Below are 22,066 nucleotides of genomic sequence, written 5' to 3' on the forward strand. Positions count from 1 at the left end.
CGGTGTTTTTCGTTTCTGCTGATTTTGGAACCAGCTACTTCCTGCCGATAAACCAGTCCTGGAGCTTTCGCAGGCGCGCCTGCAGCTGCTCCTCGTTCGCTTGGGCCACAGCGGGACCCCCACACACTTCACGCAGTTTGGTATGAACCACCCCATGCGGAGTGCCGGTGCGGGCGGACCAGGCGGCCACGTTCTTAGCCAGCTCGTTGCGCAAGTCCATCAGCATGCGGTGGTCAGGCACCGCAGGCGCAGCAGCAGCTGCCAAGGGCGACTGGCGCTTCTTGCGCGATTGCTGTTCATGCTGGCGCTGACGCAACAACGTGCCTACCTGTTCGGCGTCGAGTAGCCCCGGGATTCCCAGGAAGTCCAGCTCTTCATCCGAACCGATGTCGGCACCCGTGCCAAACTCGCCGCCGTCGAAAAGGACACGGTCAAAGGAGGCCTGGGAGTCCAAGGCCTCAAACTTGCCCTTGGTGAGCTCGTCGGAGGCCTTGTCCTCGCGGTTGGCCTCCGCCATGAGGTTTTCTTCCGGGCTGAAGAGGCCGTCGTCGTCCTTTTCAGGGCGGTCCAATGCGTGATCGCGCTCGGCCTCCATGGTGTTGGCCAGCACCATCAGCGGAGGTACGGACGGAAGGAATACCGACGCCGTCTCGCCCCTCTTGCGGGCACGCACAAAGCGGCCCACGGCCTGAGCGAAGAACAGCGGCGTTGAGGTTGAGGTGGCATAGACGCCCACTGATAGACGTGGAACGTCCACGCCTTCGGACACCATGCGGACAGCCACCATCCACCGCTGATCCCCCGCGGAGAACTCCTCGATCTTGCTGGAAGCCTTGGAATCATCAGAGAGAATGACCGTGGGCGATTGGCCCGTTATTTTCTTCAGCTGACCGGCGTAGGCGCGTGCATCATCATGGTCCGTGGCAATCACCAGCCCGCCGGCGTCCGGCACGGTCCTCCGAACCTCGCCGAGCCGTTTGTCTGCGGCCGCCAGGACGGCAGGAATCCACTCACCCGTGGGGTTCAAGGCAGTCCGCCAAGCCTGCGAGGTGATGTCCTTGGTTACAGCCGCTTCCCCTAGGGACGCCGCCATCTCGTCGCCGGCACTGGTGCGCCAGCGCATCTGGCCTGAATAGGCCATGAACAGAACAGGACGAACCACGTGGTCCCGCAGTGCGTTTCCGTAGCCGTAGGTGTAATCAGCCTTCGAACGGCGAATGCCGTCCCGGTCCTCGGCGTATTCGACGAAGGGAATTGGCGAGGTGTCCGAACGGAAAGGGGTACCCGTCAGGGACAGGCGCCGCGCAGCAGGATCAAAGGCCTCCCGGAGGCCGTCTCCCCACGAAAGCGCCTCGCCGCCGTGGTGGATTTCATCCAGGATCACCAAGGTGCGGGCTGCTTCGGTCTTCGCGCGATGCAACATGGGCTTGCTCGCCACCTGCGCGTACGTGACGGCAACACCCACGAATCCCCGGCCGTGTTGGCCATCGGAGTTCTTAAAGTTGGGATCAATGGCGACTCCCACTTTTGCTGCGGCGTCTGCCCACTGCCGCTTCAAGTGGTCAGTGGGCGCCACGATGGTGATGCGGTTGACCACACCGCTGTCCAGCAGGGTGGTGGCGATGCGCAGCGCAAAAGTGGTCTTACCAGCGCCAGGCGTTGCCACAGCGAGGAAGTCCTTCGGATTGCGGGTCATGTAGAGGTCAAGCGCCTCTTGCTGCCACGCACGGAGCTTGGGCGCCGTACCCCAGGCTGCGCGCTCCGGATACGCCGGGGGCAGGGATGGTCCACCAAAAAGTGTTTCTGTCATGCTGACTCCCCCGGCCTGATGGCAGAGACGGTGTTCTCCGGCTTTCCGGGCACGCCAAAGCGGACCGTAGGCCGGTGAAGATCAGAAAGGGCCGGAGTTCTCTTCCCACCCACTACTTGGAGTTGCCCGGGCCGCCGTTTTTTCCACCGTCATTGCCGGGGCGGAGGCCTTCGTAAATCTCCTTGCACTCCGGGCAGACCGGGAACTTCTGGGGATCGCGCCCCGGCGTCCAGACTTTGCCGCACAGGGCAATGACGGGCTCGCCGGTCAGGGCCGACTCCATGATCTTTTCCTTGCGGACGTAGTGCGAAAACCGCTCGCGGTCGCCGGGCTCCACTTCCTGGCGCGTTTCTTCGCGCTCAATGGTGGCAGTGGACGTTCCGGCTCCGGAAAGCTCGCGCATGGGGTCGTTTTCGAATGGATCCGGAGGAAGCGTAGTCATGCCAAACATCTTACCGTCTACAGGCCCTGCCACTCCGGCTTGTTGTCATAGGTGTGCCGATAATAATCGGCTAGTTTCAGCGATGACGCGGCCGCCTCATCCACCAAAATCGTGGCGTGCGGGTGCATCTGAAGGATGGAGGCCGCACAAATGGCAGCCACCGGCCCCTCCACGAAATCCCGGACAGCCTGGGCCTTCTGGGCCCCCGTTGCGACCAAGACCACATGCCGGGCATCCATGATGGTTCCGAGGCCCTGGGTGACAACGTGGTGAGGAACATCGTCGATGCTGTCGAAGAAGCGAGCGTTGTCCTTCCGGGTCTGCTCGATCAATGTCTTGATGCGCGTCCGGGATGCCAAAGATGAGCCAGGCTCATTGAAGCCGATATGCCCGTCTGTTCCTACGCCCAAAATCTGGAGATCGACTCCACCTACCGCCTTAATGGCGTCTTCGTAGCCCTGGCATGCAGCCTCAAGATCCTCCGCCGCGCCATCCGGCCCATGGACGTTCTCGGGCTTAATATTTACCCGGTTGGTGAACTCGCGCCGGATGACCTCGCGGTAGGACTCTGGATGTCCTGCCTGGAGCCCTACATATTCATCCAAAGCGAACCCATGCGCCTCGCTGAAGTCCAATCCCCCTGCCTCGTACCGCCTGGCCAATTCGTCATAGATGGGCAGTGGTGACGACCCCGTCGCCAAGCCCAGGACTGCATTGGGCTTACGGCGTACCAGCGCTTCGATGGCATCGGCTGCAAGCGCACCGATCTGCTTGGTGCCAGGGAGAATGACAACTTCCATCGTCACGGCCTTTCTTAGTTATGAGCTATCTGACAAAGACGTTATCCCATGTCCCACCTACGGGCACGGTTGTTACGCAGGCTAGCGGTTCACGCTCAGTTGGGCGAACATTTCCGGACCGCGCGCATCCAACCATTTTCCACCGAGCCGAACGCCAACCACGAAGAGGACGACGCCGAGCAAAGGTCCAACAGCCAGGTTGATCCAACCGGCCTCAGGACCCCCGCTGAAGGCCTGGACAGCCACCAATGCAAGCTCCGGAACGAGCAGAAGCGCCAAAACGCCCATACCGACGGCTTGCACTGCCAGCGTCTGGGCGACATTTCCCGGCGGTTTCTTGAACGGACTGTCTCCCGGCAAAGGTACAGCGATGTTATAGCGGGCCGAAATCACCGATGAGAGCCCCAGCCCGGTAAAGAGAGTTCCCAGCGACAACCCCAGAAGGTTGGGGAGCCATTGCCAGTCCCCAGTGACGAAAAGTGGCCCAATAGTAAACACGAGCACCACTGGAAGTGAGATGGCCAAGCAGGCCAGGGCACGACCCAAGCGATCGTCAATGCCCTTGACCCCCGCCGCGAGGTGGAGCGCAAAAGCTGTGTTGTCATACGAGACATCGGCGCAGATGGACCAAGCCAGCATGAACGCTGTCAACGGTCCCAGGATCATGAGCAGACCGTAGCTGCCACTCTGCGATCCGCTGAAGAAAAAGATGACGGGAAACAACGGAACAATCACAAGGGAGGCCGCATACCTTGGATCCTTCATCCAATAGATCAAAGCCCTGGCAGCAACTGCGCCCGCAGGAGTCCCGGGAAGAAGGGCAAACAGTCCGAGTTTTCCACCCTTCCTGGCGGAGCCTCCGGAGTACGGGGGCGTCACCAAAGCACGCTGCAGCAGAAGATGCCAGCACAGAAGGAGGCCGGCAATGGTTGCGGCAGAGATCAGAAATTTCAGCGCTGCGGCGCCCGCGTTGCCGGACTCCAAGTCGCCGCCCAAGGACCAGGCCGCACCCAGCGGCGTCCAGGACACAGTGCGGGCCAACACGGGCAGGTAATCGGCACTGCCGCGGACGCCGTCCACAATTCCCACCATGATGGGCCCCAGCAGCATCAGCGGGATGAAGACAATGATGCTGCTCACGTCCTTGAAGCGTCGCGAGGAGGCAAGGCCGGCCGTCGCGGTCGTTACCACCTTGGACAGGACGATGCATGTAAGGGCACCCAGAATGGCACCCAAAAAGGCGCCGGCAGCAGCCGGAACGCTACGCCACCAGGTTCCCACCGTGCCCAAGGCGGCGAGCAACGTAGCCAAACCCGGAATACCGATGAACCCCGCCAGGGCGAGTCCGGCCAGTAGTTGCCTCGGGGGAATCGCGAACGTGGTGAAGCGAGCGGGGTCCAACGTCATGTCCGCCGCGGAAGCGAGGAGCGGAATAATGGCCCATCCCAGCACCGTGGCCGCACCGCCCAGCACTACTACCGTGTGGGCAATCTCAGCATCAGCCCAACGCAAAGCAATGAGTCCGCCAATCAGAAGGGAAAGGACGCCCAAGGCATAGAGCAACCCGAGTGCCATCCCCACCAACTGCCATGGGCTGCGTTTGAATCCGTTAAGCAGCAGGCGCCACTTCAGGCTCAGAAGGTGCGCAACCATTCGAGCCCCTCCGTCCGGTGTCCGCCGCCCACCAATTGCACAAACCGTTCTTCGAGGGTGGAACCGTTCCGAACCTCGTCCACAGATCCAGCCGCCAGCACCCGACCGCCTGCAACCACGGCGACATGGCTGCACATGCGCTGCACGAGGTCCATGACGTGGCTGGAAACAATGACAGTGCCGCCGGAAGCGACGTAGCTCTCCAATATGCCCCGGATGTTAGACGCCGAAACAGGGTCCACCGACTCAAAGGGCTCATCCAGGACAAGGAGGCGGGGCGCATGAATCAGTGCAGAGGCCAAGGCGATCTTCTTGGTCATACCGGCCGAGTAATCAACCACCAAAGTGCCGGCGTCTGCCTGGAGATCGAGGGCGGCCAGCAATTCAGAAACCCGGGAACCCACAACATCACGATCCATGCCGCGGAGCAGTCCGGAATAGGTGACCAGCTGTTCGCCCGTCAGCCTGTCAAAAAGGCGCACGCCATCCGGCAGGACGCCCATAAGCTTCTTGGCTTCCAAGGGCCGGGCCCAAACATCAACGCCGTGGACCAGAGCCGTGCCAAAATCGGGCCGCAACAGGCCGGTAGCCATGGACAGTGTTGTGGTCTTGCCGGCACCGTTGGGGCCAACCATCCCGTAGAAGGAACCCGCGGGGACCTCCAGGCTCACGCCATCGACGGCGATCTTCTCACCGAAACGCTTGGCCAGGCCGCGGATGGACAGTGCGGCCATCGGCGCGCCCTCAGCCGGGCCACTGGCAGCCAGCGGCAGGGTGCCAGCCGGTAATTGGTTGACCGGCTGCGTTGCCGAAGCTTGTGGCGGCGCGGACGCTTGTGGCGGCGCGGAAGTGGGCGTGGGTTCATGGCGTGGTTCCGTCATGGACCCAGCCTAGCCTTGCCAACACGAACCTGAGGAGGTCCTAGAAGCCGTGGCGGGGAACGGCCCTCTGGTACTGCGGAACCCACGGAATATCGTGGCCCAGTTCGTATGCAGCCCTGAGCCACCAGTGCGGATCCCGCAATGCAGCACGGGCCATGAAAACCGCATCCGCCCTGCCGTTCGCCACAATATCCTCCGCTTGCGTGGCACTCGTGAGCAAGCCCACCGCGCCGGTGGGGACACCGGCGTCATTCTTTACCTGCTGTGCAAATCCAGCCTGGTATCCGGGCACAGCCCTGATCTGCTGATGCGCTACTGCGCCGCCGCTGGAGACGTCCACAAGGTCAACGCCACGTTCGGCAGCGGCGCGGGCCAGGCGAACAGAAGCCTCGACGTCAACCCCGCCGTCAGCCCAGTCCGTCGCGGAAATGCGGAGCAGCAGCGGCATGGAGTCCGGAATGACTTCCCTGACCGCATCCACCACGGCGAGCATGAGCCGATTGCGCCCCTCCTCATTTCCGCCCCAGCCATCGGTCCGGGTGTTGATGAGCGGGCTTTGAAACTGGTGCAGGAGGTACCCGTGGGCTCCGTGGATTTCCACAGTGTCGAAACCCGCCGCAACTGCCCGGCTGGCAGCGGCGGCAAAGTCGGCCACCACGCCATGTATATCCGCGTCGCTCATGACCTCCGGTGCGGCGTAGCCGTCAAACGGATCGCTGCTCGGCCCGGAGGTGACCCATCCGCCGTCGGACTCCGGAACAGAGCCGGAGCGATCGGAAAATGGCCAATACGTAGATGCCTTGCGCCCGGCGTGGGCAAGTTGCGCCCCTATTTTGGCGTCGACGGCGCCATGCCGGTGAACGAACGCCACTACGCGCTCCCATCCGGCCGCCTGCTCATCGGAGTACAAGCCAGCGTCCAAGGGGCTGATTCTGCCTGCAGCGTTCACCGCCGCCGCCTCACTCAGGATGAGCGCGGCGCCGCCGGCTGCAAAAGAACCCAAGTGCATCAAGTGCCAGTCGTTGGGGACGCCTTCGCCGGTCTCCGGGTGGCAGCTGTACTGGCACATGGGCGATACCCAACCACGGTGGGGGACGGTAAGCGAGCGCAGCTGAAGCGGAGTGAACAGCGCGGACGGCACTAGAAGAGAACCCTCGCGAGCCCTTGGCGCGCTTTTGCCACCCGTTCGTCCTGGGTTCCCACAACCTCGAAGAGCTCAAGGAGGCGCACGCGGGCGGTCTCACGCTCGGGACCGAAATTCCTGCCAATAAATGTGATGATGCGTTTGAAGGCGTCATCGATGTGGCCGCCGGAGACGTCAAGGTCGGCCACGGTCAACTGGGCCTGCACGTTGTCCGGCTCTTCGGCGGCGAGCTCGCGGAGGCTTTCGGCCTCGGGGGCCGAGAGCTGGTCTAATCTGGCCATCAGCTCAACCTGAGCCAAACCGGCCTTGGCGTCGGTGTCTGCCGGCTGTTCGAGGAGCGCCTGCTTGTAAGCTGCGGCTGCACCGGCGTAATCGCCTACCTCGATCGCGTCAATGGCTGCCTGATGCAGTGGCGGCAGTGGTGCGGGTTCCGCGTCCTCCCCCGGTGCGGCATCACCTATGCTGCCGGTGACCCCGTTCGCTGCAGCAACCTTGAGAAGTTCCTCAACCAGGTTTCGGATCTGCTCGTCATCCGCTGGTCCTTGGAAGAGCGGGACGGGCTGCCCCTTGACCACGGCAACTGCTGTGGGAACAGCCTGAACTTGGAAGGCCTGTGCCAGTTGCGGGAAGGTGTCCACATCGGCGGCTGCAAGCACCAAGCGACCACCGTAAGTCTCAACAACACGTTCGGCGGCATCGAGGACGGCGGGTGACTCGGGCGCATAGCGCGACCAAAGAAGGAAAAGCACGGGGATCTGTGCGGACAATTGCACCAGATCCTGGAAATTTGATTCGGTTGCATCCACTCGAAGTGGTGCTTTGCCGGTTTCGCCCCCTTGGGGCGTGCCATCCGCCGGCGATCCGCCCTCTGCCGAAGCAGAGGGGGCCGGCACTGGCGGGGAGGCCGGGCGGCGCAGCGACGACAAGTCAACGGCACCGCGAAGATTGAGCTGGCTGGCAGCGGCTGGAGTGGGTCGGTATCCGGGCGAACTCATACCGTCCACTCTAGCCGCTGCCCTGCCATGGGTACGCCTTACTTGAAGCTGGCTCCGACCAGCCCGCGGGTAGCCGCCACGAGCTTCATGGGGTCGGCAGAACCTGCCGGCGGAATGTATACGGCCACGGATTCGGCGAAGTTCAGAACCATGCCCGTGGTGGTTTCCTTACCACCGGCGAATACTGCGGAATCGTCTTCAAGCACCAGCTTGTCGCCTGCAGCCTTGGGCGTGCCTTCGAAAGCGAAATCCAAACGCCCCACAACCACGGCGCCGCCGTCAGCTGTCTTCAGGACCACAGTCTGGTTGGTGACCGGCGTGTGCGTGAACTTGAAGTTTGCGCTGGTTCCGTTCTTCACAGTGTCCGCCTGGTAGGCCAGTGCCCCTGCAATGTAAGGGGATGACTGCCCATCGGCCAACTTGCTTCGGTTGGGCGACTCCGGATTCGTCAGCATTTCACTCAGGATTTCCAAGGCCTCATTACCGCTGTAGGCCAGGCCAGTGCTGTCGCTCGCCGGTACAGGCTCAGTTCCGTTGCGCGGAATGGGGAAGGACGGGAAGTTAGTGCCAGGCTGCAGCGGCGCACTGCCCCACAGCTTGTAGTTTTCACGAGGCGAAAGCTGCACAAGGGTCAGGACCTGCGGCACCACGTTTCCTTCACCCTGGGTGAGGGCGAAGACCGTTCGGGGCCAGTCCCGCTTGGTGCTGATAACGCTGCTCTGAAGCTTGGTGGCCCGCACCGGCATACGCGGCTCGTAGGCAGACACTGCGGACCGGATCTTGTAGTTCTGGGTCCGGATCTGGAGTTCCATCTTGTCTACTCGCGGGGCCAGTTTAGCCGCGTCCTTGGCTGCGTCCGCCGCATCCACAGTGCTCGCTACCTGCTCAAGGATCCGCTGCAGCTGAGATTCCAGCATGACAGGCGTGGCGGCCTCAGCGTCGGCCGCAGCTGACGAGGTCGTGGTGGCCTCGGGGGTCGCGGTGGCTTGGGCGGCGACTGCCGTCCCTCCGACCAGGACGGCGGCCATCGTAGCGGCGAGGGCCGTGATGCGGAGGGTTGGACCTTCAGCGCCGGCACCAGGACGACGACCTTTGTTGCCAGCAGGCGGCTGAACAGTGGGCGACTGGGTAGTAGGCGCCTCAACGCCCGGCGACTTGGCAGTAGAGGGCTGAACCGGGAGCGTGGTGGTCTCTCCGCCATCGCGCGGCTCGTCGTCGTCGTCGTGCTTGCGACGGTTACTGAGCGCTTTGGCGATGAACGGCAGCGCCGCTCCGATCAGGATGATGATGATGCCCAAGACAATCAGCGGCACTGCCCAAGGGGTGGTGGCATTGTTCGGGAACGTCATGGAAATCGACGACGGCGCGGGCTGGGTACCGTCGCCGGCAACCAACAGGGACCACTCACCATCGGCGGGAGGGTTCCAGGTGTAGTCCAAATCGCCGCTGGCGTCCTCGGTGCTGACCCACAAATCGGATCCAGCCGGGGAAGGCGCCGTGGCCTCGCCGTCAGCAGAGGACACCTCCAGCGACTTCTGGTCCGCAGAGACTCCGGTCAAGGTGTTGTGGGCCGTCTCGCCGACCCAGGCTTCGACGTCGTCCGGGCGTCCCGTAGCGACCATGAAGTTGCCTTCACCCTGGATCTTGATCTTCACCGGCCCGTCATGGAGGGCGATCAACTTTTGGTCGATCACGGTCAGCGGGGCAGCTTTGGTATCGCTGGGAACCGAAGCCGTCACGGTCTCGGAGGGGGCCCAAAAAGTCAGCTGGCCAATACCGGCCAGCATCGTCAGCAGGCCCAGCAGCACCAGCAAGGCTGCAGTCTTCAAACGCACAGGATCACCTATCATCAGCGGTCGTTGAACTTCAAGGGTAACCGTTTTGTTATCAGAGAGTCAGATCGAGGTGATCTCCCCGACATCCCGAAAAGCCCGCCACCGCGCCGCTGCAGCGCCAATCCGCGCTCCTGATAGTGTGGCGATGATCATGATATACGGGCCTTCCAGCGCCTAAGTCCACCCTGTACCACCACTGAAAAGGCAGCCAAACCGCGTGAAAGACCACATGGAGCCCCGTCCCGTCGATGAGCCCGGGTCAAGTGCGGTGGATACCCCCTCCGAGGGCACTGCCGCGACGGTTCCGGCTGCGACGGTTCCAGTCCGCACCGGACGCCTGGCTGCAATCAGCCGCAGGCTGAGGCAACCCATCCCCGGCGCCCGGAACCGCGTACGTTTCGAGATGCCCCCGGAAGCTGAATCGGATGAAGGCCGCGAAGGCTTCCGCCCCGAGGACGACCACGGCTTCGGAGCCCCTGGCCCGCGGATGTCTTCCCAGCACCCTGTATATGTCGGATTCATGGGTACTGCAGGTGTAGGAATTGCTTTGGCCGTGTTCTACATCGCCAGCAACACCACCCAGCTCATCTTGTGGATCGTAGCGGCACTCTTCATCGCCCTCGGACTTGATCCCGTGGTCCGCTGGCTGGAAGGCCGCAAAGTGCCCCGGCCCGCCGGCATCCTCATATCCGTCTCAGCCCTTGTGCTCGCGGTGGCCGGATTCTTTGCAACGCTGATTCCCACCATCGTCGAACAGGTATCGGAAATCGTCCGCCAAGCCCCGGACTGGATCCGCAGCTTCCTGGACTCGGACTTCTTCCGCAACGCAGACAGCCAATTTGGCGTACGTGACCGCATCACCACCGAACTGGACAAGTTCGTCAAGGATCCCGAAGCGATGGGCGGAATCTTCGGCGGTGTGGTCGGTTTCGGGTCCACGGTTGCCAACGGCCTGTTCGGTTCCCTGATCGTACTGGTCCTCAGCCTCTACTTCCTGGCAGCCCTGCCATCGATGAAGAAGTGGGCCTACCGCCTCGCTCCCCGGTCCCGCCGTCCACGTGTTGAGGCGCTTTCCGAAGCGATTACCGACTCCGTGGGCAACTACGTCATAGGCCAGGTTTGCGTTGCCCTGCTGAACGCCATTTTTGCCTTCATCCTGATGACCATCCTGGGCATCCCCTTCAGCGTCCTGCTTGCCTTCGTAGTTGCCCTGCTGGCGTTCATTCCCCTGGTAGGCGGCATGATCGCCGCCGTCGTGGTCATCCTGGTAGCCCTCACCGCCGGCTGGCAGACAGCCGTGATCTATGCGATCGCCTACTTCGCCTACCTGCAGTTCGAGGCGTACTTCATCTCACCGCGCATCATGCAGCGTGCAGTAGCTGTACCGGGGGCGGTGGCGGTGATCTCGGTGATTGCCGGCGGCAGCCTGCTCGGCGTCCTTGGCGCACTGATCGCCATTCCGACGGCGGCAGCCATCATGCTGCTGATCAAGGAAGTATTCATCGTCCGCCAAGATCGGCACTGAGTACCCCGCCCTCCACAGGTTCTTCAGACAGATAATGCCCCTGAACACGATGTGTTCTTAGGGGCATTATCTGCACACAGGCTCAGCGGTTCGCGACCGGGTCAAGCACTCGCGACCGTACTAGGCACTCGCGACCGGCCCCGCCCATTCGCGTGGCAGGCCGTCCGCTCCGGCACCCGCCGGAGTGACGTCGTCGACGATTTCATCCAAGACGCGGGCCGCGTACTTCTCGCCCACCCAAAGGTGTTTTGCACCGTCGACGCCGACAAGCCGGGCCTGCGGCACCAGGCTGAACCGCTGGGCTGCTTCGGCAGGCTGCAGGTAGTCGTCATGCTCCGGCACCAGGACCGTGAGCGGCTTGCCGGAGGCGGCCCACTCCTTGAGGTGCACATCAGTGGCGCGGTGCAAGGGTGGGGACAGCAGCACTGCACCTTCGATTTCCGGGGCCACCGGCTCCACCGCCCCGTACATGAGGGCGAGCTCGGTACCGAAGGACCACCCGACGAGCCAGCGTTTCGGGAGCCCGCGTTCCACGGCGAAACGGACGGCAGCCTCAACGTCGTAGCGCTCCCCAATGCCCTCCTCGAACCGGCCATCGCTGGTGCCACGCGGTGATGCCGTGCCCCGCGTGTTGAAGCGCAGGACTGCAACTCCCGACAGCGCGGGCAACCGGTAGGAGGCCTTCCGGTAGACGTGGGAATCCATGAACCCGCCGTGCGTGGGCAGCGGGTGGAGGGTTATCAACGTCGCGGTGACCTCCCCTGATTCCGGCAACGCCAGTTCGCCCAGCAATACCTTGCCGTCCTCGGTGGTGAACTCCACGTTCTCGCGGCGGGCGGGAAGGACCGTGGAGGCGCGGATCTCCGTTGGCGCGTCCTGCGGGGTAAACACGAACGAGGCGGGGTCGAAAGTCATGCAACCAAGCCTAAGGGAATCAGCGGTAGCGGTACGTCCTGCCCGTCCAGCAGTTGGTGTGCCAGTGCCTGCGTTCGGCCAGCCCTGCGGCTTGTCCAAACAGGTGACTGTCGGACCACACCACCAGATGCGCGATGCCGGGGACGATGGCGGTGGAGCAACCAGGGCAGATGTATTGCTTTTCCGCCTTCTTGGCCGTCATGGTCCGCACCATCCAGTCCCCGTCCGGTGCACTTTCGCGCCGGGCGATACCACCGCGCGCCCGCTCAAGGTCGAGCTCCGGCGTCGGCTCCGTCCATTTGCTGCCGCCGGCGCTGCCGGAGCGTGTGCTGGACGCGTTGCGACGAGGACGGTTGGAGCGGGGCATGCTTCCATTCTGCCCCAGCCACCCTGTTGTAGATGGTGAGACGGTAATGTGGGGCGGGTGCGACTCGTCATAGCCCGTTGTTCTGTTGATTACGTTGGCCGCCTCAAGGCCCATCTTCCCCTCGCTACCCGGCTCCTGCTGGTCAAAGCGGATGGTTCGGTGTTGGTGCATTCCGACGGCGGTTCCTACAAGCCGCTGAACTGGATGAGCCCCCCTGCAACACTTCGTGTGACCACGCCTGAGGAAACCGAAGTGGAAGAAGGGGTGGTGGAACAGTGGACCGTCCAGTCCGCTAAGACGGATGACCGCCTCATCATCAACATCTACGAGCAACTGCATGACACCTCGCACGAGCTCGGCACTGATCCCGGCCTGATCAAGGACGGCGTCGAAGCAGATCTCCAGAGGCTGCTGGCCGAGCAAATCGAGCTTCTGGGATCCGGTTACTCCCTCATACGCCGCGAGTACTTCACCGCTATCGGCCCTGTGGACATCCTGGCCAGGGATGCTGACGGCGCCACAGTTGCTATTGAGCTGAAACGGCGCGGAGACATCGACGGCGTCGAACAACTCACGCGGTATCTCGAACTGCTCAACCGCGACCCCCTGTTGGCTCCCGTGAGGGGGATTTTCGCCGCTCAACAAATCAAGCCCCAAGCGAAAGTACTGGCCAACGACCGCGGAATCGATTGCGTCACGCTGGATTATGACGCCATGCGCGGCGTGGATGACAGCGAGTCACGGCTCTTCTGAGTTTTCCCCTTCGGGAGACTGTGCCGCAGGCCACTAGAATCAGAATTATGACTGTCGCATCCGGATTTCCCTCTTCCTCCGCTCCGAGCCACCAGATCATCCGAGGAACGCTTGTCAGCGACGGGGAGGTAGTGGAAGACGGCCTGGTTGCCGTCGACGGGGACAGAATTGCCTACGCGGGGCCGGCCAAAGGCTTCGATCCCGAAGAATTTGAGGGTTTCCAAAGCGCAATCCGCTTGGGGATTCCCAGCGGCAGCTACCTCTTCCCAGGACTCGTGGACGTTCACTGCCATGGTGGCAACGGCGGCGATTTCCCTGGCGGCGAAGAAGGCTCGGCGCGCAGGGCAGTGGAGTTCCTTCATCGCTCAGGGACCACCACTTTCCTCGCCAGCATGGTCACCGCTCCCCGGGCAGATCTCCTTCGAGGCATCGAGCTTTACGTGAAGCTAGTGGATGAAGGCCTCGTGGCCGGCATTCATTTGGAAGGCCCCTTCCTGTCCCATGCCCGCTGCGGGGCCCAGAATCCGGAATACCTGCTGGAGCCCGACCTGGAGCTCATGGACGAACTGGTGGGAGCCGCGGCCGGTAAGCTCGCCACCATGACTTACGCCCCGGAGCTTCCGGGGGCAGCGGCCTTGGTGGACTTGATGACTTCCCATGGAGTCACTCCCTCCTTGGGGCACACGGACTGCGACGACGCCACAGCCGCCGCGTCCCTGGCTGCGGCCCGCGAGGGACTCGAGTCAGCAGGATTCGACGGCGTCAGCTCGCTTCCCACGGTCACGCACCTTTTCAACGGAATGCCTCCCCTGCATCACCGCGCCCCTGGTCCCGTTGCGGCATGCCTGCGCATGGCCCAGGAAGGGAAGGCGGTTGTTGAACTCATTGCTGACGGAACGCATTTGGACCCCAGCACCGTGGCCACCGTCTTCCAGTTGGTGGGAGCGGGCAACATCGTGCTGGTAACGGATTCCATGGCGGCGGCAGGACTGTCCGATGGCAACTACATGCTTGGCCCGTCGCCGGTCACTGTCAGCGACGGCGTGGCCACGCTGGATGCCACCGGCTCCATCGCCGGAGGCACCTCCACGCTCCTGGAAGTCGTCAGCAAAACGGTGGCAGCCGGCGTCGCGCTTCCCGACGCCATTTGCTCGGCAACGGCGGTCCCGGCCGCTGTCCTGGGACTTTCCGACGAAATAGGCGGGCTCCGCCGGGGACTGCGGGCTGATGTCGTTGTAACAAACGAGGATCTGGAACTGACAGGCGTAATGCGCAATGGCCAGTGGTTGTCTTAGTTGAGCGACTGCCCTGGTTGCAGGAAAAGGACTTTGGTAATTGCAGAAGCCGACGTTACCTTCTTTTTACCGAAAATTTTCCTGAATTGCCCAAAACACCGTTGACCTCCGGCAGAGCTCATGAAAGTGTTGTAGCAGTCTTTGTGTAGGTGGTTTTCATGCTCGCAAGACCAGTTGCGAGCGTGAAGCTCCTGCGATCAACCAAGCCCCGGCTTGTGCGGTATTCAGGTCTTCTCGCGGAGTAACAAACCCGGTACGAGGTGTATCGGACTGATGTTCCACAATGAGGAGAAATACATGGCACTGGGAACCGTCAAGTGGTTCAACGCTGAAAAGGGCTTCGGCTTCATCACCCCGGATGACGCGGATGGGGACGTTTTCGTTCACTACTCCGAGATCCAGACCGGTGGCTTCAAGACCCTCGATGAGAACCAGCGCGTTCAGTTCGAGATCGGTCAGGGAGCCAAGGGCCCCCAGGCAACCGGCGTTACGGTCGTCTAGTCTTACCCGTTGATCTCTGCTTGTTGCAGATACAACAAACACGTTGACCCTGGCTTTCGAGCCGGGGTCAACGCGCCTTAACCTAAGGAATGCCCGCCGCAATATACGGTTTGTCAACAAGGCCTGTTACTAACCGTGGAGAAATACCAAAAGGGTCCTTCGGATAAGTAAGTGTTGACAATTCAACCAACCAAGCTACGGAGCAGCCGCGCCGAATGCCGGACTGACAATCCCGGAAGATAGGCCCTGCTGAGCGCACGCCCAATTGCAGGAAGATGCAGCGGGTCTTGGTAATACATGTACAACGTTCTGTACTCGGGCTGGAACCTCGACTTAAAGGACGCCAGCGACCTGAATCCGTAAACAGGTTCCAAGGCGTGCCCCACCACCTCCAGTAGTCCTGCCAGACCTTTGGCCCGCTGCTCGATTTCGCCCTTTTCCCGGGCTAAAGGCGAACCGGACAAAGAAATCAGCTCCACCGAATCCCGCAGGTGCAAAACGGCCGAAGCTATCAGGAACTCCATGACCCCCGGGAAAGCATCGCCCCGCCGCCGCATGAAGTCCAGTGTCCAACTGACAATCACACCTTCCTCATAGACGGGAAGCCAACTGGTGACGCCATAGACAAAACCCTTGTCGTCCAAAGCGACGCAGCACAGGACGTCGTCGTCATCCAACTCGTCCAGGCCTCCCATGGTGAAGCCCATTTCCGGGATTTTTTTCTGGGCAGCCCATTCCTCGGAAACCTCACTCACTTGGGCACGCACTCCATGCGGGAGTTCGGAGTATCGGCCCCACCTGGCCGTGATCCCCATCTTCGCGGCACGGTTGAGGGATGTTCTGACGTTTTGCCACTCCTTGCCCTTGAACTCCAGGCCCCTGATCCGCAGTCGAGTCTCTTGGGCAACCGGCACCCGGCGGAATCCGCGCGATTGCAGCATGGGCCAGAGTTCGTCCGTGCAGGAGTAGAGGCATGGCGTCAACGCATGCTGCGAGCAATACTCCAGGAAGCCTTTGGCGGTAGCCGCGTGATGCTGCCTTGCTCCGAAAGGACCGGCCAGCGTCAACGCCACGTGGCTGTGCTGCTGGTAGGCGACTCCCCCGGTACCTTCGGGAGTGAACCAGTATTTGTTTGGCTCCCAAAGAGCCATCCATGACAAGGAATCTCCGCCCCGCTTCACCAGGGCACGTGCACCCTGACGCGCCTGACGGTCAAGTCCACCCGTGTGGTGTCCGCGGATCAGCAGCACCCATACGCCTATCAAGGCAACGAGCCAAAACAGCGTGCCGGAGTAGGAAAAGAGGATAACTTCCAGCACATCGCGTTCAGCAAAAACCTTGCGGTAAACACCTGGAAGCGGAACGGGGAGATACTGTCTGGCGAGCTCAGCCACCAGACCCAGCACACCGCCGTCGCGAACCAAACCACCGGAAGCCAGCCACACCGCTGCGTAGGCCAAGCCCAGCCCTCCCCCAGTCAAGCCGACCACCCAGAACACCTTTCGGCGAAGGTGGTCGGAGGTCACCACCCGGAAGTGGCCACGATAGGCGAACAGGAGAAGCGCCAAAGCCATGGGGACCAGCACAAGCGGAATGATGTGAACCACGGCCGAGTTGAGCATCCCCACATGTGGGCGTCCCGCCGGCCGCGGCATACCGGCAAAAAGGCCAAGATAGATCGTGGACAAGACGACCACCACCAACTGCACGCCGATGGCAATTCCCAAGGCGAGCCGTCGTCCGCGCCTCATGCCGTCGGCACAGATCAAGAGCAGGACAACCGGCACCACTGCCAAGGCCAAACCGAACGGTCCCGTGTAACCCTGGCGTGCAATCTCGAGGCAAGCGACGTCGATGGTGCCCCCGCAGTTGCTTTCCAGTTGGCTCAGGGTTGGCAGCGGATTAAGGATGACGTCACGCAACAGGGCCAACGGCCCCGATGGACTCTTGGCTGCCGCGGTCACGATGGGACCCACGGCGAAAATTGCCATGGTCAGTGAAAGGAGGTTCCGGACTTCACGGCTGGTGGACCTATGAAGGTGGAGATGGCCTTGGCTGCTTTGCATCCACCAGCCCGCGAGCAAGCCAATCAGCGCGCCCAGAAAACCAACAACTGTCTCCGCGTGACCCACGTAGAGCACCAGCAACAGGGAAATGGAAAGCACCACTGTGCGCAGGCGACGCTGCCACAATGTGGGCAGGAGTGCGCTCGCGGCCAAAACCGTAGCAAGAATTGCACCGTATGGTCCGATCAGACGGGTAAGAGCCATCTCGGAAAGCCACCCGTCATCGACGTATTGCGCCACCTGGGTCACCAAGAGGAACGCCGATATACAGCCGAACTGGCTGCCGAAGAACACTCCAGCCGTTTTGAGGGAGCCCAACTGCCGCTCTGCAAGTCCGAGCAGGAGCAAAATCATGAGGACGGCAGTGGCATAGGCCAACGGATTGGTCGTGAAGAACAGCGACGTCCAGATGGACCACCATTCCCCCGAGCGCAACCCATCCAGGGACACACTGGCCACGGCAAGCCACGGCCGGGGTGGTCCGGTCAGGAAGCTCCCGGAGGCCAACGACAGGCCCACAAAAACGGCAAGCACGAGCAGGGTGAACGGCGTTGACCGCAAATGCCGGCCCGCCTGCCTCAGCGCAGACTCCGCCACACCTCTGAGGGTAAGGCTCACCGCGGCAACCCCCACCGGGTGGCCAGGAAGTCGAGTCCGCCGGGCATTCCACGAATCACGGCATCCCAGGAGTGTCCGGCCTGAGGAATTGAATGATCTTCGGTTTCAAAACCAGCGTTCCGTGCCGCGTCAGCAAGCTCATGCATGTAGTCAGTGAACTCGTGGTCAGCTTCGCCCGAAACCAGATACACCCCGCTGCCGGCAAAGTTGCGCTGCTGCATCAACACCAGAGGTGTCCGGGATTCGAAAGCTTCAACATCGCCGTCGAACGAGTCCGAAATCGTCTTGCTTCGATCTTTGGCCAGGGCCGGTTCCCTTTCTGCGGCGAAAGGCAGAATGGATGCGAACAGATCCGGGTGCAAAGTTCCCATTTGCATGGCGCATGTGCCGCCAAAAGAGAAACCGCCAACGGCCCACTGCTTGTGATCAGTCGCGACATCCAAAGTCTGAGTGATCCAGGCCGGGACATCCTTCGAAAGATAGGTGTCCACCGAGGCGATGTTGCTGTCCATGCACATGGTGTTGGCGTTGGCTGATCCGTTGGGGTCGACCACCACTGTGACAGGAGCAATCCCGTGATGATTTTCAGCGAACTGGTCCAGCAGGGAACGGAGCTGGCCACCAGTCAGCCAATCCGCCGGACCACCCGGCTGCCCGGCGAAGAGCACCAAGACAGGCAGGCTGGGACGGGATGCGGTCTGATAGGCGGGTGGCAAGTAAACATATGCTTCCCGTGCGTTAAAGCCGGAGACCGTACCGGGAATGTCAGCTCTGCGCAGGACGCCGTTTCGGGGCATGGAGTCCGGGGCTTTCCATGCGGAGGGGGCCTGACCGGGCTTCGCGTCTACAGCGCGTTTGAGGCTCGATTCCAGTGGCTGTATGCGCGCCACCGCAGTACCCAGCAGGTCCGAGACCGTGTTATTCAATCCGAAATAGAGATTAATCTGGACCACGCATAAGAGCACGACGCCGAGCATCGCCACCACACTGAACGAGCGGCCGCGCCAGGAGTTTCGGGGGAAGCGCGCAGCGCACAGGAGAAGGGCTGCGACAGCGGGGACTGCCCAAGCTACAGTCTGAAAGGGAAGGTTCTCCGAGAACGTGGCCATAAGATCCACCAGGATCCAGTGAATCAGCGCCACGACACCTACAGCGAGCAGTAAGCTGCTTGCGACGAAAAGAGGCCAGGAACGTCGTCGACGCCATAGGAGGTAGGCCCCGCCTGCTGCACCACAGGCGATGCTGAACCAGAGGAACGGCCCATCAACCAGACTGACGTCCGAAAGAAAGTCCATGGCGCCTAGCGCCAGGTTCCGACGCCAATGACCGGCCCAGCTTCAAGCCAGGACGACAAACCCGCATAGGCATCGAAATTCATGGCGAGCATGAACTTCTTGCCTTCGTACTGCAGTTCAACCACAACCACACCAGGTTGTATCCTGACGAGTTCTTCTTCCGTGGGCTGGCGGCGGCCAAGCAGTTCAAGTGAGCTGCGCGTGAACTTGTGCTTGGGGATGACGCTCAGGGACATCAAGCGGAACCACTCGAGCTCATTGTCCTGATAACGACAAACCCCCATTTGCCAGCTGTTTCCAGCCATGCAAATGGAGGCGTCGACCGTGCCCAGGGCGCGCCGCAGATTGAAGCGGCGCACCCCGAAAAGGCACAGTGAAATGATCAGCAACGTAAACGCTGTTGCCAAGGCGATGAACGGAATAAGGGAATCGTCCATCAAGGTCGTGCTATCGGATCCCCGCTGTAGCCGCTTCGCCCAATTTGGCGTTGTCAGCAACAATGACCACGCGATCGTTGTCGACGGAGAAGAATCCGCCGTCAACAACTACTGCAATGCGATCACCGGAAACCGGCTGGATTGCCAGCTCGCCCGCGGCCATGATGGCCAGAAGGGGCGAGTGGCCCGGCAGGATTCCGATTTCACCATCACTGGTGCGGGCCTTCACCATCTTGGCCGCACCGGACCACACGAAGTGGTCCGCTGCGACAATCTCAACCTCGAGCTCAGCCATACTACTTGGTCTGTTCCTGGATCTTGGCCCACTGACGCTCGACGTCATCCAGGCCGCCGACGTTGAAGAACGCCTGCTCTGCGATGTGGTCCAGCTCGCCGTCACAGATGGCCGTGAAGCCTTCAACAGTGTCCTTGATGGACACGGTGGAGCCCTCGACGCCGGTGAACTGCTTGGCGGTGTAGGTGTTCTGGGAGAGGAACTGCTGGATACGACGTGCACGCGACACGACGATCTTGTCCTCTTCAGACAGTTCGTCAACACCGAGGATGGCGATGATGTCCTGGAGTTCCTTGTTCTTCTGCAGGATCTGCTTAACACGAACGGCCGTGTTGTAGTGATCCTTACCGATGTACTGGGGATCCAGGATACGGGACGTGGACGTCAGCGGGTCAACGGCCGGGTACAAACCACGGGAGGCGATTTCACGGGAAAGTTCCGTGGTCGCGTCGAGGTGTGCGAAGGTCGTTGCCGGAGCCGGGTCGGTGTAGTCATCAGCCGGCACGTAGATGGCCTGCATCGACGTGATGGAGTGGCCCTTGGTGGAGGTGATGCGCTCCTGGAGCAGACCCATCTCGTCAGCAAGGTTGGGCTGGTAGCCCACAGCGGACGGCATGCGGCCGAGCAGTGTGGAAACTTCCGAGCCTGCCTGCGTGAAGCGGAAGATGTTGTCGATGAAGAGCAACACGTCCTGGTTCTGAACATCGCGGAAGTACTCCGCCATGGTCAGGGCGGACAGGGCCACGCGAAGACGCGTTCCCGGCGGCTCATCCATCTGGCCGAATACAAGGGCGGTGTCCTTAAGAACGCCTGCCTCTTCCATTTCAACCCAGAGGTCGTTACCTTCACGGGTACGCTCGCCAACACCGGCGAATACGGAAGTACCACCGAAGTTGCGGGCAACACGGGTGATCATTTCCTGGATCAGAACGGTCTTGCCAACGCCGGCGCCGCCGAACAGGCCGATCTTTCCACCCTTGATGTACGGGGTGAGAAGGTCGATGACCTTGATGCCGGTCTCGAGCATCTCCGTGGAGCCCTCGAGGGAAGCGAAGGACGGAGCCTTGCGGTGGATCGGCCAGTAGGCGTCTGCCTTGATCTCGGACTCTTCGACGTCCAGCGGCTTGCCGAGAACGTTGAAGATGTGGCCCTTGACGCCGTCGCCGACGGGCACGGAGATGGGAGAACCGGAGTCCCGCACAGTGGTGCCACGGACGAGGCCGTCGGTTGCCTGCAGGGAGATGGCGCGAACGAGGTTGTCACCCAGGTGCTGGGAAGTCTCGAACGTGATGGTTTTCGTCTGGCCGTTGAGAGTGATCTCAGTGGTCAGAGCGTTGTAAATCGAGGGGATTGCGTCAGCCGGGAATTCGACGTCGACAACCGGACCAATAACACGGGCAATGCGGCCGGTAGCACCGGCCGTAGCTACGTGTTCGGTAGCAGTGGCAGTCATCTCTCTCACTTCACTCAGTAGATGGCGTGGGTTTAAGTTTATCTGTTTGGTGCAGGTGCGGCTTCGAGCCGAATTCGTTGAGGCTAAGACGCGAGGGCGTCTGCGCCGGCCACGATTTCGGAAAGCTCCTGCGTAATCTCGGCCTGGCGGGCCGTGTTGCGAAGGCGCGTGTACTTCTTGATCAAGTCGGTAGCGTTGTCACCGGCCGACTTCATAGCACGCTGGCGGGCTGCGAGCTCGGAAGCTGCGGCCTGCAGCATGGCTGCGAAGATGCGGGACTCGATGTAACGCGGCAGCAGTGCGTCAAGCACCTGCTCTGTTTCCGGCTCAAACTCGTACAACGGCAACAGCTCGGATTCCGAGGCTGCTTCCTCTTCGACGACCTCCAACGGGAGCAAACGGATGACCGTCGGCTCCTGCGTCACCATGGACTTGAAGCGGGTGTATACAACGTGGATCTCGTCCACGCCGCCCTCTTCAAAGTCAGTGGAGAAGTCTTCAAGAAGTGCAGCTCCGACTTCCTGCGCGGTTTCGAATTCCGGTGCGTCGGTGCCGCCAGTCCATACGCGGGCGTAGGACCGGTTGCGGAAATCGAAGTACGCCTGCGCCTTACGGCCAACCAGGTATGCCTTGACTTCCTTGCCTTCTGCGTGAAGAAGCTCGGTGAGACCTTCAGCCTGCTTGAGCACGCTCGCGGAGTACGATCCTGCAAGGCCACGGTCCGACGTAATGATCAGGACTGCGGCGCGGCGGATCTGCTCCGGCTCGGTGGTCAGCGGGTGGTCGATTTCGCTCTGAGTTGCGACAGCAGAAACGGCGCGGGTAATCGCGTTCGCGTAAGGCAGTGAAGCTGCTACGCGGGCGCGGGCCTTACCGATGCGCGAGGTAGCGATCAGTTCCATCGCCTTGAAGATCTTGCGCATCGACGTCGTCGAGCTGATCTTCTGACGGTAGACCCGAATCTGGGCTCCCATACTTATCCTTTC

20 protein-coding genes are annotated in these 22,066 nt (G+C 61.6%); 4 read left to right on the forward strand and 16 right to left on the reverse strand.

Features of this window, described 5'->3' with window-relative positions; genetic code table 11:
• Window positions 1-34: 34 nt before the first annotated feature.
• The 8 genes from AC6CH8_RS05910 to AC6CH8_RS05945 form a co-directional block, all read right to left on the reverse strand.
• Window positions 35-1,810 (reverse strand): DEAD/DEAH box helicase, encoded by a 1,776-nt coding sequence (locus AC6CH8_RS05910; RefSeq protein ID WP_420178398.1) that lies wholly within the window; start codon window positions 1,808-1,810, stop codon window positions 35-37.
• A 112-nt stretch (window positions 1,811-1,922) separates the two neighbouring features.
• Window positions 1,923-2,261, reverse strand: a complete 339-nt coding sequence (locus AC6CH8_RS05915; RefSeq protein WP_089595519.1) for a DUF3039 domain-containing protein — start codon at window positions 2,259-2,261, stop codon at window positions 1,923-1,925.
• Between the two features lie 8 nt (window positions 2,262-2,269).
• On the reverse strand, window positions 2,270-3,052 hold the full coding sequence (gene nagB / locus AC6CH8_RS05920; RefSeq protein WP_498189557.1) for a glucosamine-6-phosphate deaminase: 783 nt from the start codon (window positions 3,050-3,052) through the stop codon (window positions 2,270-2,272).
• 81 nt (window positions 3,053-3,133) lie between these two features.
• Entirely contained in the window at window positions 3,134-4,705 is a 1,572-nt protein-coding gene (locus tag AC6CH8_RS05925; protein ID WP_498189359.1) for a transporter, read from the reverse strand.
• Complete coding sequence (locus tag AC6CH8_RS05930; RefSeq protein ID WP_420178400.1) at window positions 4,687-5,586, reverse strand: ABC transporter ATP-binding protein; 900 nt, start codon at window positions 5,584-5,586, stop codon at window positions 4,687-4,689. Before AC6CH8_RS05930 ends, AC6CH8_RS05925 begins: the two co-directional genes overlap by 19 nt.
• A gap of 40 nt (window positions 5,587-5,626) precedes the next feature.
• Window positions 5,627-6,727: an NADH:flavin oxidoreductase/NADH oxidase gene (locus AC6CH8_RS05935; RefSeq protein ID WP_420178401.1), complete on the reverse strand. Its 1,101-nt coding sequence runs from the start codon at window positions 6,725-6,727 to the stop codon at window positions 5,627-5,629.
• A complete protein-coding gene (locus AC6CH8_RS05940) occupies window positions 6,727-7,725 on the reverse strand; it encodes a co-chaperone YbbN (RefSeq protein ID WP_498189361.1) in 999 nt (332 codons plus the stop codon). The genes AC6CH8_RS05935 and AC6CH8_RS05940 overlap by 1 nt, the downstream gene beginning before the upstream one ends.
• A gap of 38 nt (window positions 7,726-7,763) precedes the next feature.
• Window positions 7,764-9,575: a DUF8094 domain-containing protein gene (locus tag AC6CH8_RS05945; RefSeq protein WP_498189363.1), complete on the reverse strand. Its 1,812-nt coding sequence runs from the start codon at window positions 9,573-9,575 to the stop codon at window positions 7,764-7,766.
• 202 nt (window positions 9,576-9,777) lie between these two features.
• On the opposite strand from AC6CH8_RS05945, the gene AC6CH8_RS05950 reads away from it, so the two are divergent.
• Entirely contained in the window at window positions 9,778-11,085 is a 1,308-nt protein-coding gene (locus tag AC6CH8_RS05950) for an AI-2E family transporter (protein WP_498189365.1), read from the forward strand.
• Window positions 11,086-11,205: 120 nt separating this feature from the next.
• Here the strand turns inward: AC6CH8_RS05950 and AC6CH8_RS05955 are convergent, their stop codons facing one another.
• On the reverse strand, window positions 11,206-12,000 hold the full coding sequence (locus AC6CH8_RS05955; protein ID WP_498189367.1) for an alpha/beta hydrolase: 795 nt from the start codon (window positions 11,998-12,000) through the stop codon (window positions 11,206-11,208).
• A 19-nt stretch (window positions 12,001-12,019) separates the two neighbouring features.
• Window positions 12,020-12,367 carry an Rv1322 family protein gene (locus AC6CH8_RS05960; protein WP_091468381.1) on the reverse strand — a complete coding sequence of 116 codons (348 nt, stop codon included), beginning with the start codon at window positions 12,365-12,367 and terminating at the stop codon, window positions 12,020-12,022.
• Between the two features lie 57 nt (window positions 12,368-12,424).
• Between AC6CH8_RS05960 and nucS the strand changes: the two genes are divergently transcribed.
• The 3 genes from nucS (at window position 12,425) to AC6CH8_RS05975 (ending at window position 14,916) form a co-directional block, all read left to right on the forward strand.
• Window positions 12,425-13,120 (forward strand): endonuclease NucS, encoded by a 696-nt coding sequence (nucS, locus tag AC6CH8_RS05965; protein WP_178996812.1) that lies wholly within the window; start codon window positions 12,425-12,427, stop codon window positions 13,118-13,120.
• A 47-nt stretch (window positions 13,121-13,167) separates the two neighbouring features.
• Window positions 13,168-14,415 (forward strand): N-acetylglucosamine-6-phosphate deacetylase, encoded by a 1,248-nt coding sequence (locus AC6CH8_RS05970; RefSeq protein WP_420178405.1) that lies wholly within the window; start codon window positions 13,168-13,170, stop codon window positions 14,413-14,415.
• A 297-nt stretch (window positions 14,416-14,712) separates the two neighbouring features.
• Window positions 14,713-14,916 carry a cold-shock protein gene (locus AC6CH8_RS05975; RefSeq protein ID WP_017199737.1) on the forward strand — a complete coding sequence of 68 codons (204 nt, stop codon included), beginning with the start codon at window positions 14,713-14,715 and terminating at the stop codon, window positions 14,914-14,916.
• 182 nt (window positions 14,917-15,098) lie between these two features.
• Here the strand turns inward: AC6CH8_RS05975 and AC6CH8_RS05980 are convergent, their stop codons facing one another.
• From AC6CH8_RS05980 to AC6CH8_RS06005, 6 genes are all read right to left on the reverse strand, one after another.
• Complete coding sequence (locus tag AC6CH8_RS05980) at window positions 15,099-17,615, reverse strand: bifunctional lysylphosphatidylglycerol flippase/synthetase MprF (protein WP_498189370.1); 2,517 nt, start codon at window positions 17,613-17,615, stop codon at window positions 15,099-15,101.
• The gene (locus AC6CH8_RS05985; protein WP_498189372.1) at window positions 17,597-18,895 is read right to left on the reverse strand and encodes an alpha/beta hydrolase; all 1,299 of its coding nucleotides are present in this window, start codon (window positions 18,893-18,895) and stop codon (window positions 17,597-17,599) included. Before AC6CH8_RS05985 ends, AC6CH8_RS05980 begins: the two co-directional genes overlap by 19 nt.
• A 5-nt stretch (window positions 18,896-18,900) precedes the next feature.
• Window positions 18,901-19,332, reverse strand: coding sequence for a DUF2550 domain-containing protein (locus AC6CH8_RS05990; RefSeq protein ID WP_091468392.1), 432 nt, complete (start codon window positions 19,330-19,332; stop codon window positions 18,901-18,903).
• A gap of 10 nt (window positions 19,333-19,342) precedes the next feature.
• Window positions 19,343-19,627 carry a F0F1 ATP synthase subunit epsilon gene (locus AC6CH8_RS05995; protein ID WP_014922172.1) on the reverse strand — a complete coding sequence of 95 codons (285 nt, stop codon included), beginning with the start codon at window positions 19,625-19,627 and terminating at the stop codon, window positions 19,343-19,345.
• A 1-nt stretch (window position 19,628) separates the two neighbouring features.
• Window positions 19,629-21,080, reverse strand: coding sequence for a F0F1 ATP synthase subunit beta (gene atpD, locus AC6CH8_RS06000; protein ID WP_091468394.1), 1,452 nt, complete (start codon window positions 21,078-21,080; stop codon window positions 19,629-19,631).
• 83 nt (window positions 21,081-21,163) lie between these two features.
• Window positions 21,164-22,054: a F0F1 ATP synthase subunit gamma gene (locus tag AC6CH8_RS06005; RefSeq protein ID WP_011775258.1), complete on the reverse strand. Its 891-nt coding sequence runs from the start codon at window positions 22,052-22,054 to the stop codon at window positions 21,164-21,166.
• Window positions 22,055-22,066 lie beyond the last annotated feature (12 nt).

The organism is Paenarthrobacter sp. GQ52, from assembly GCF_059759005.1.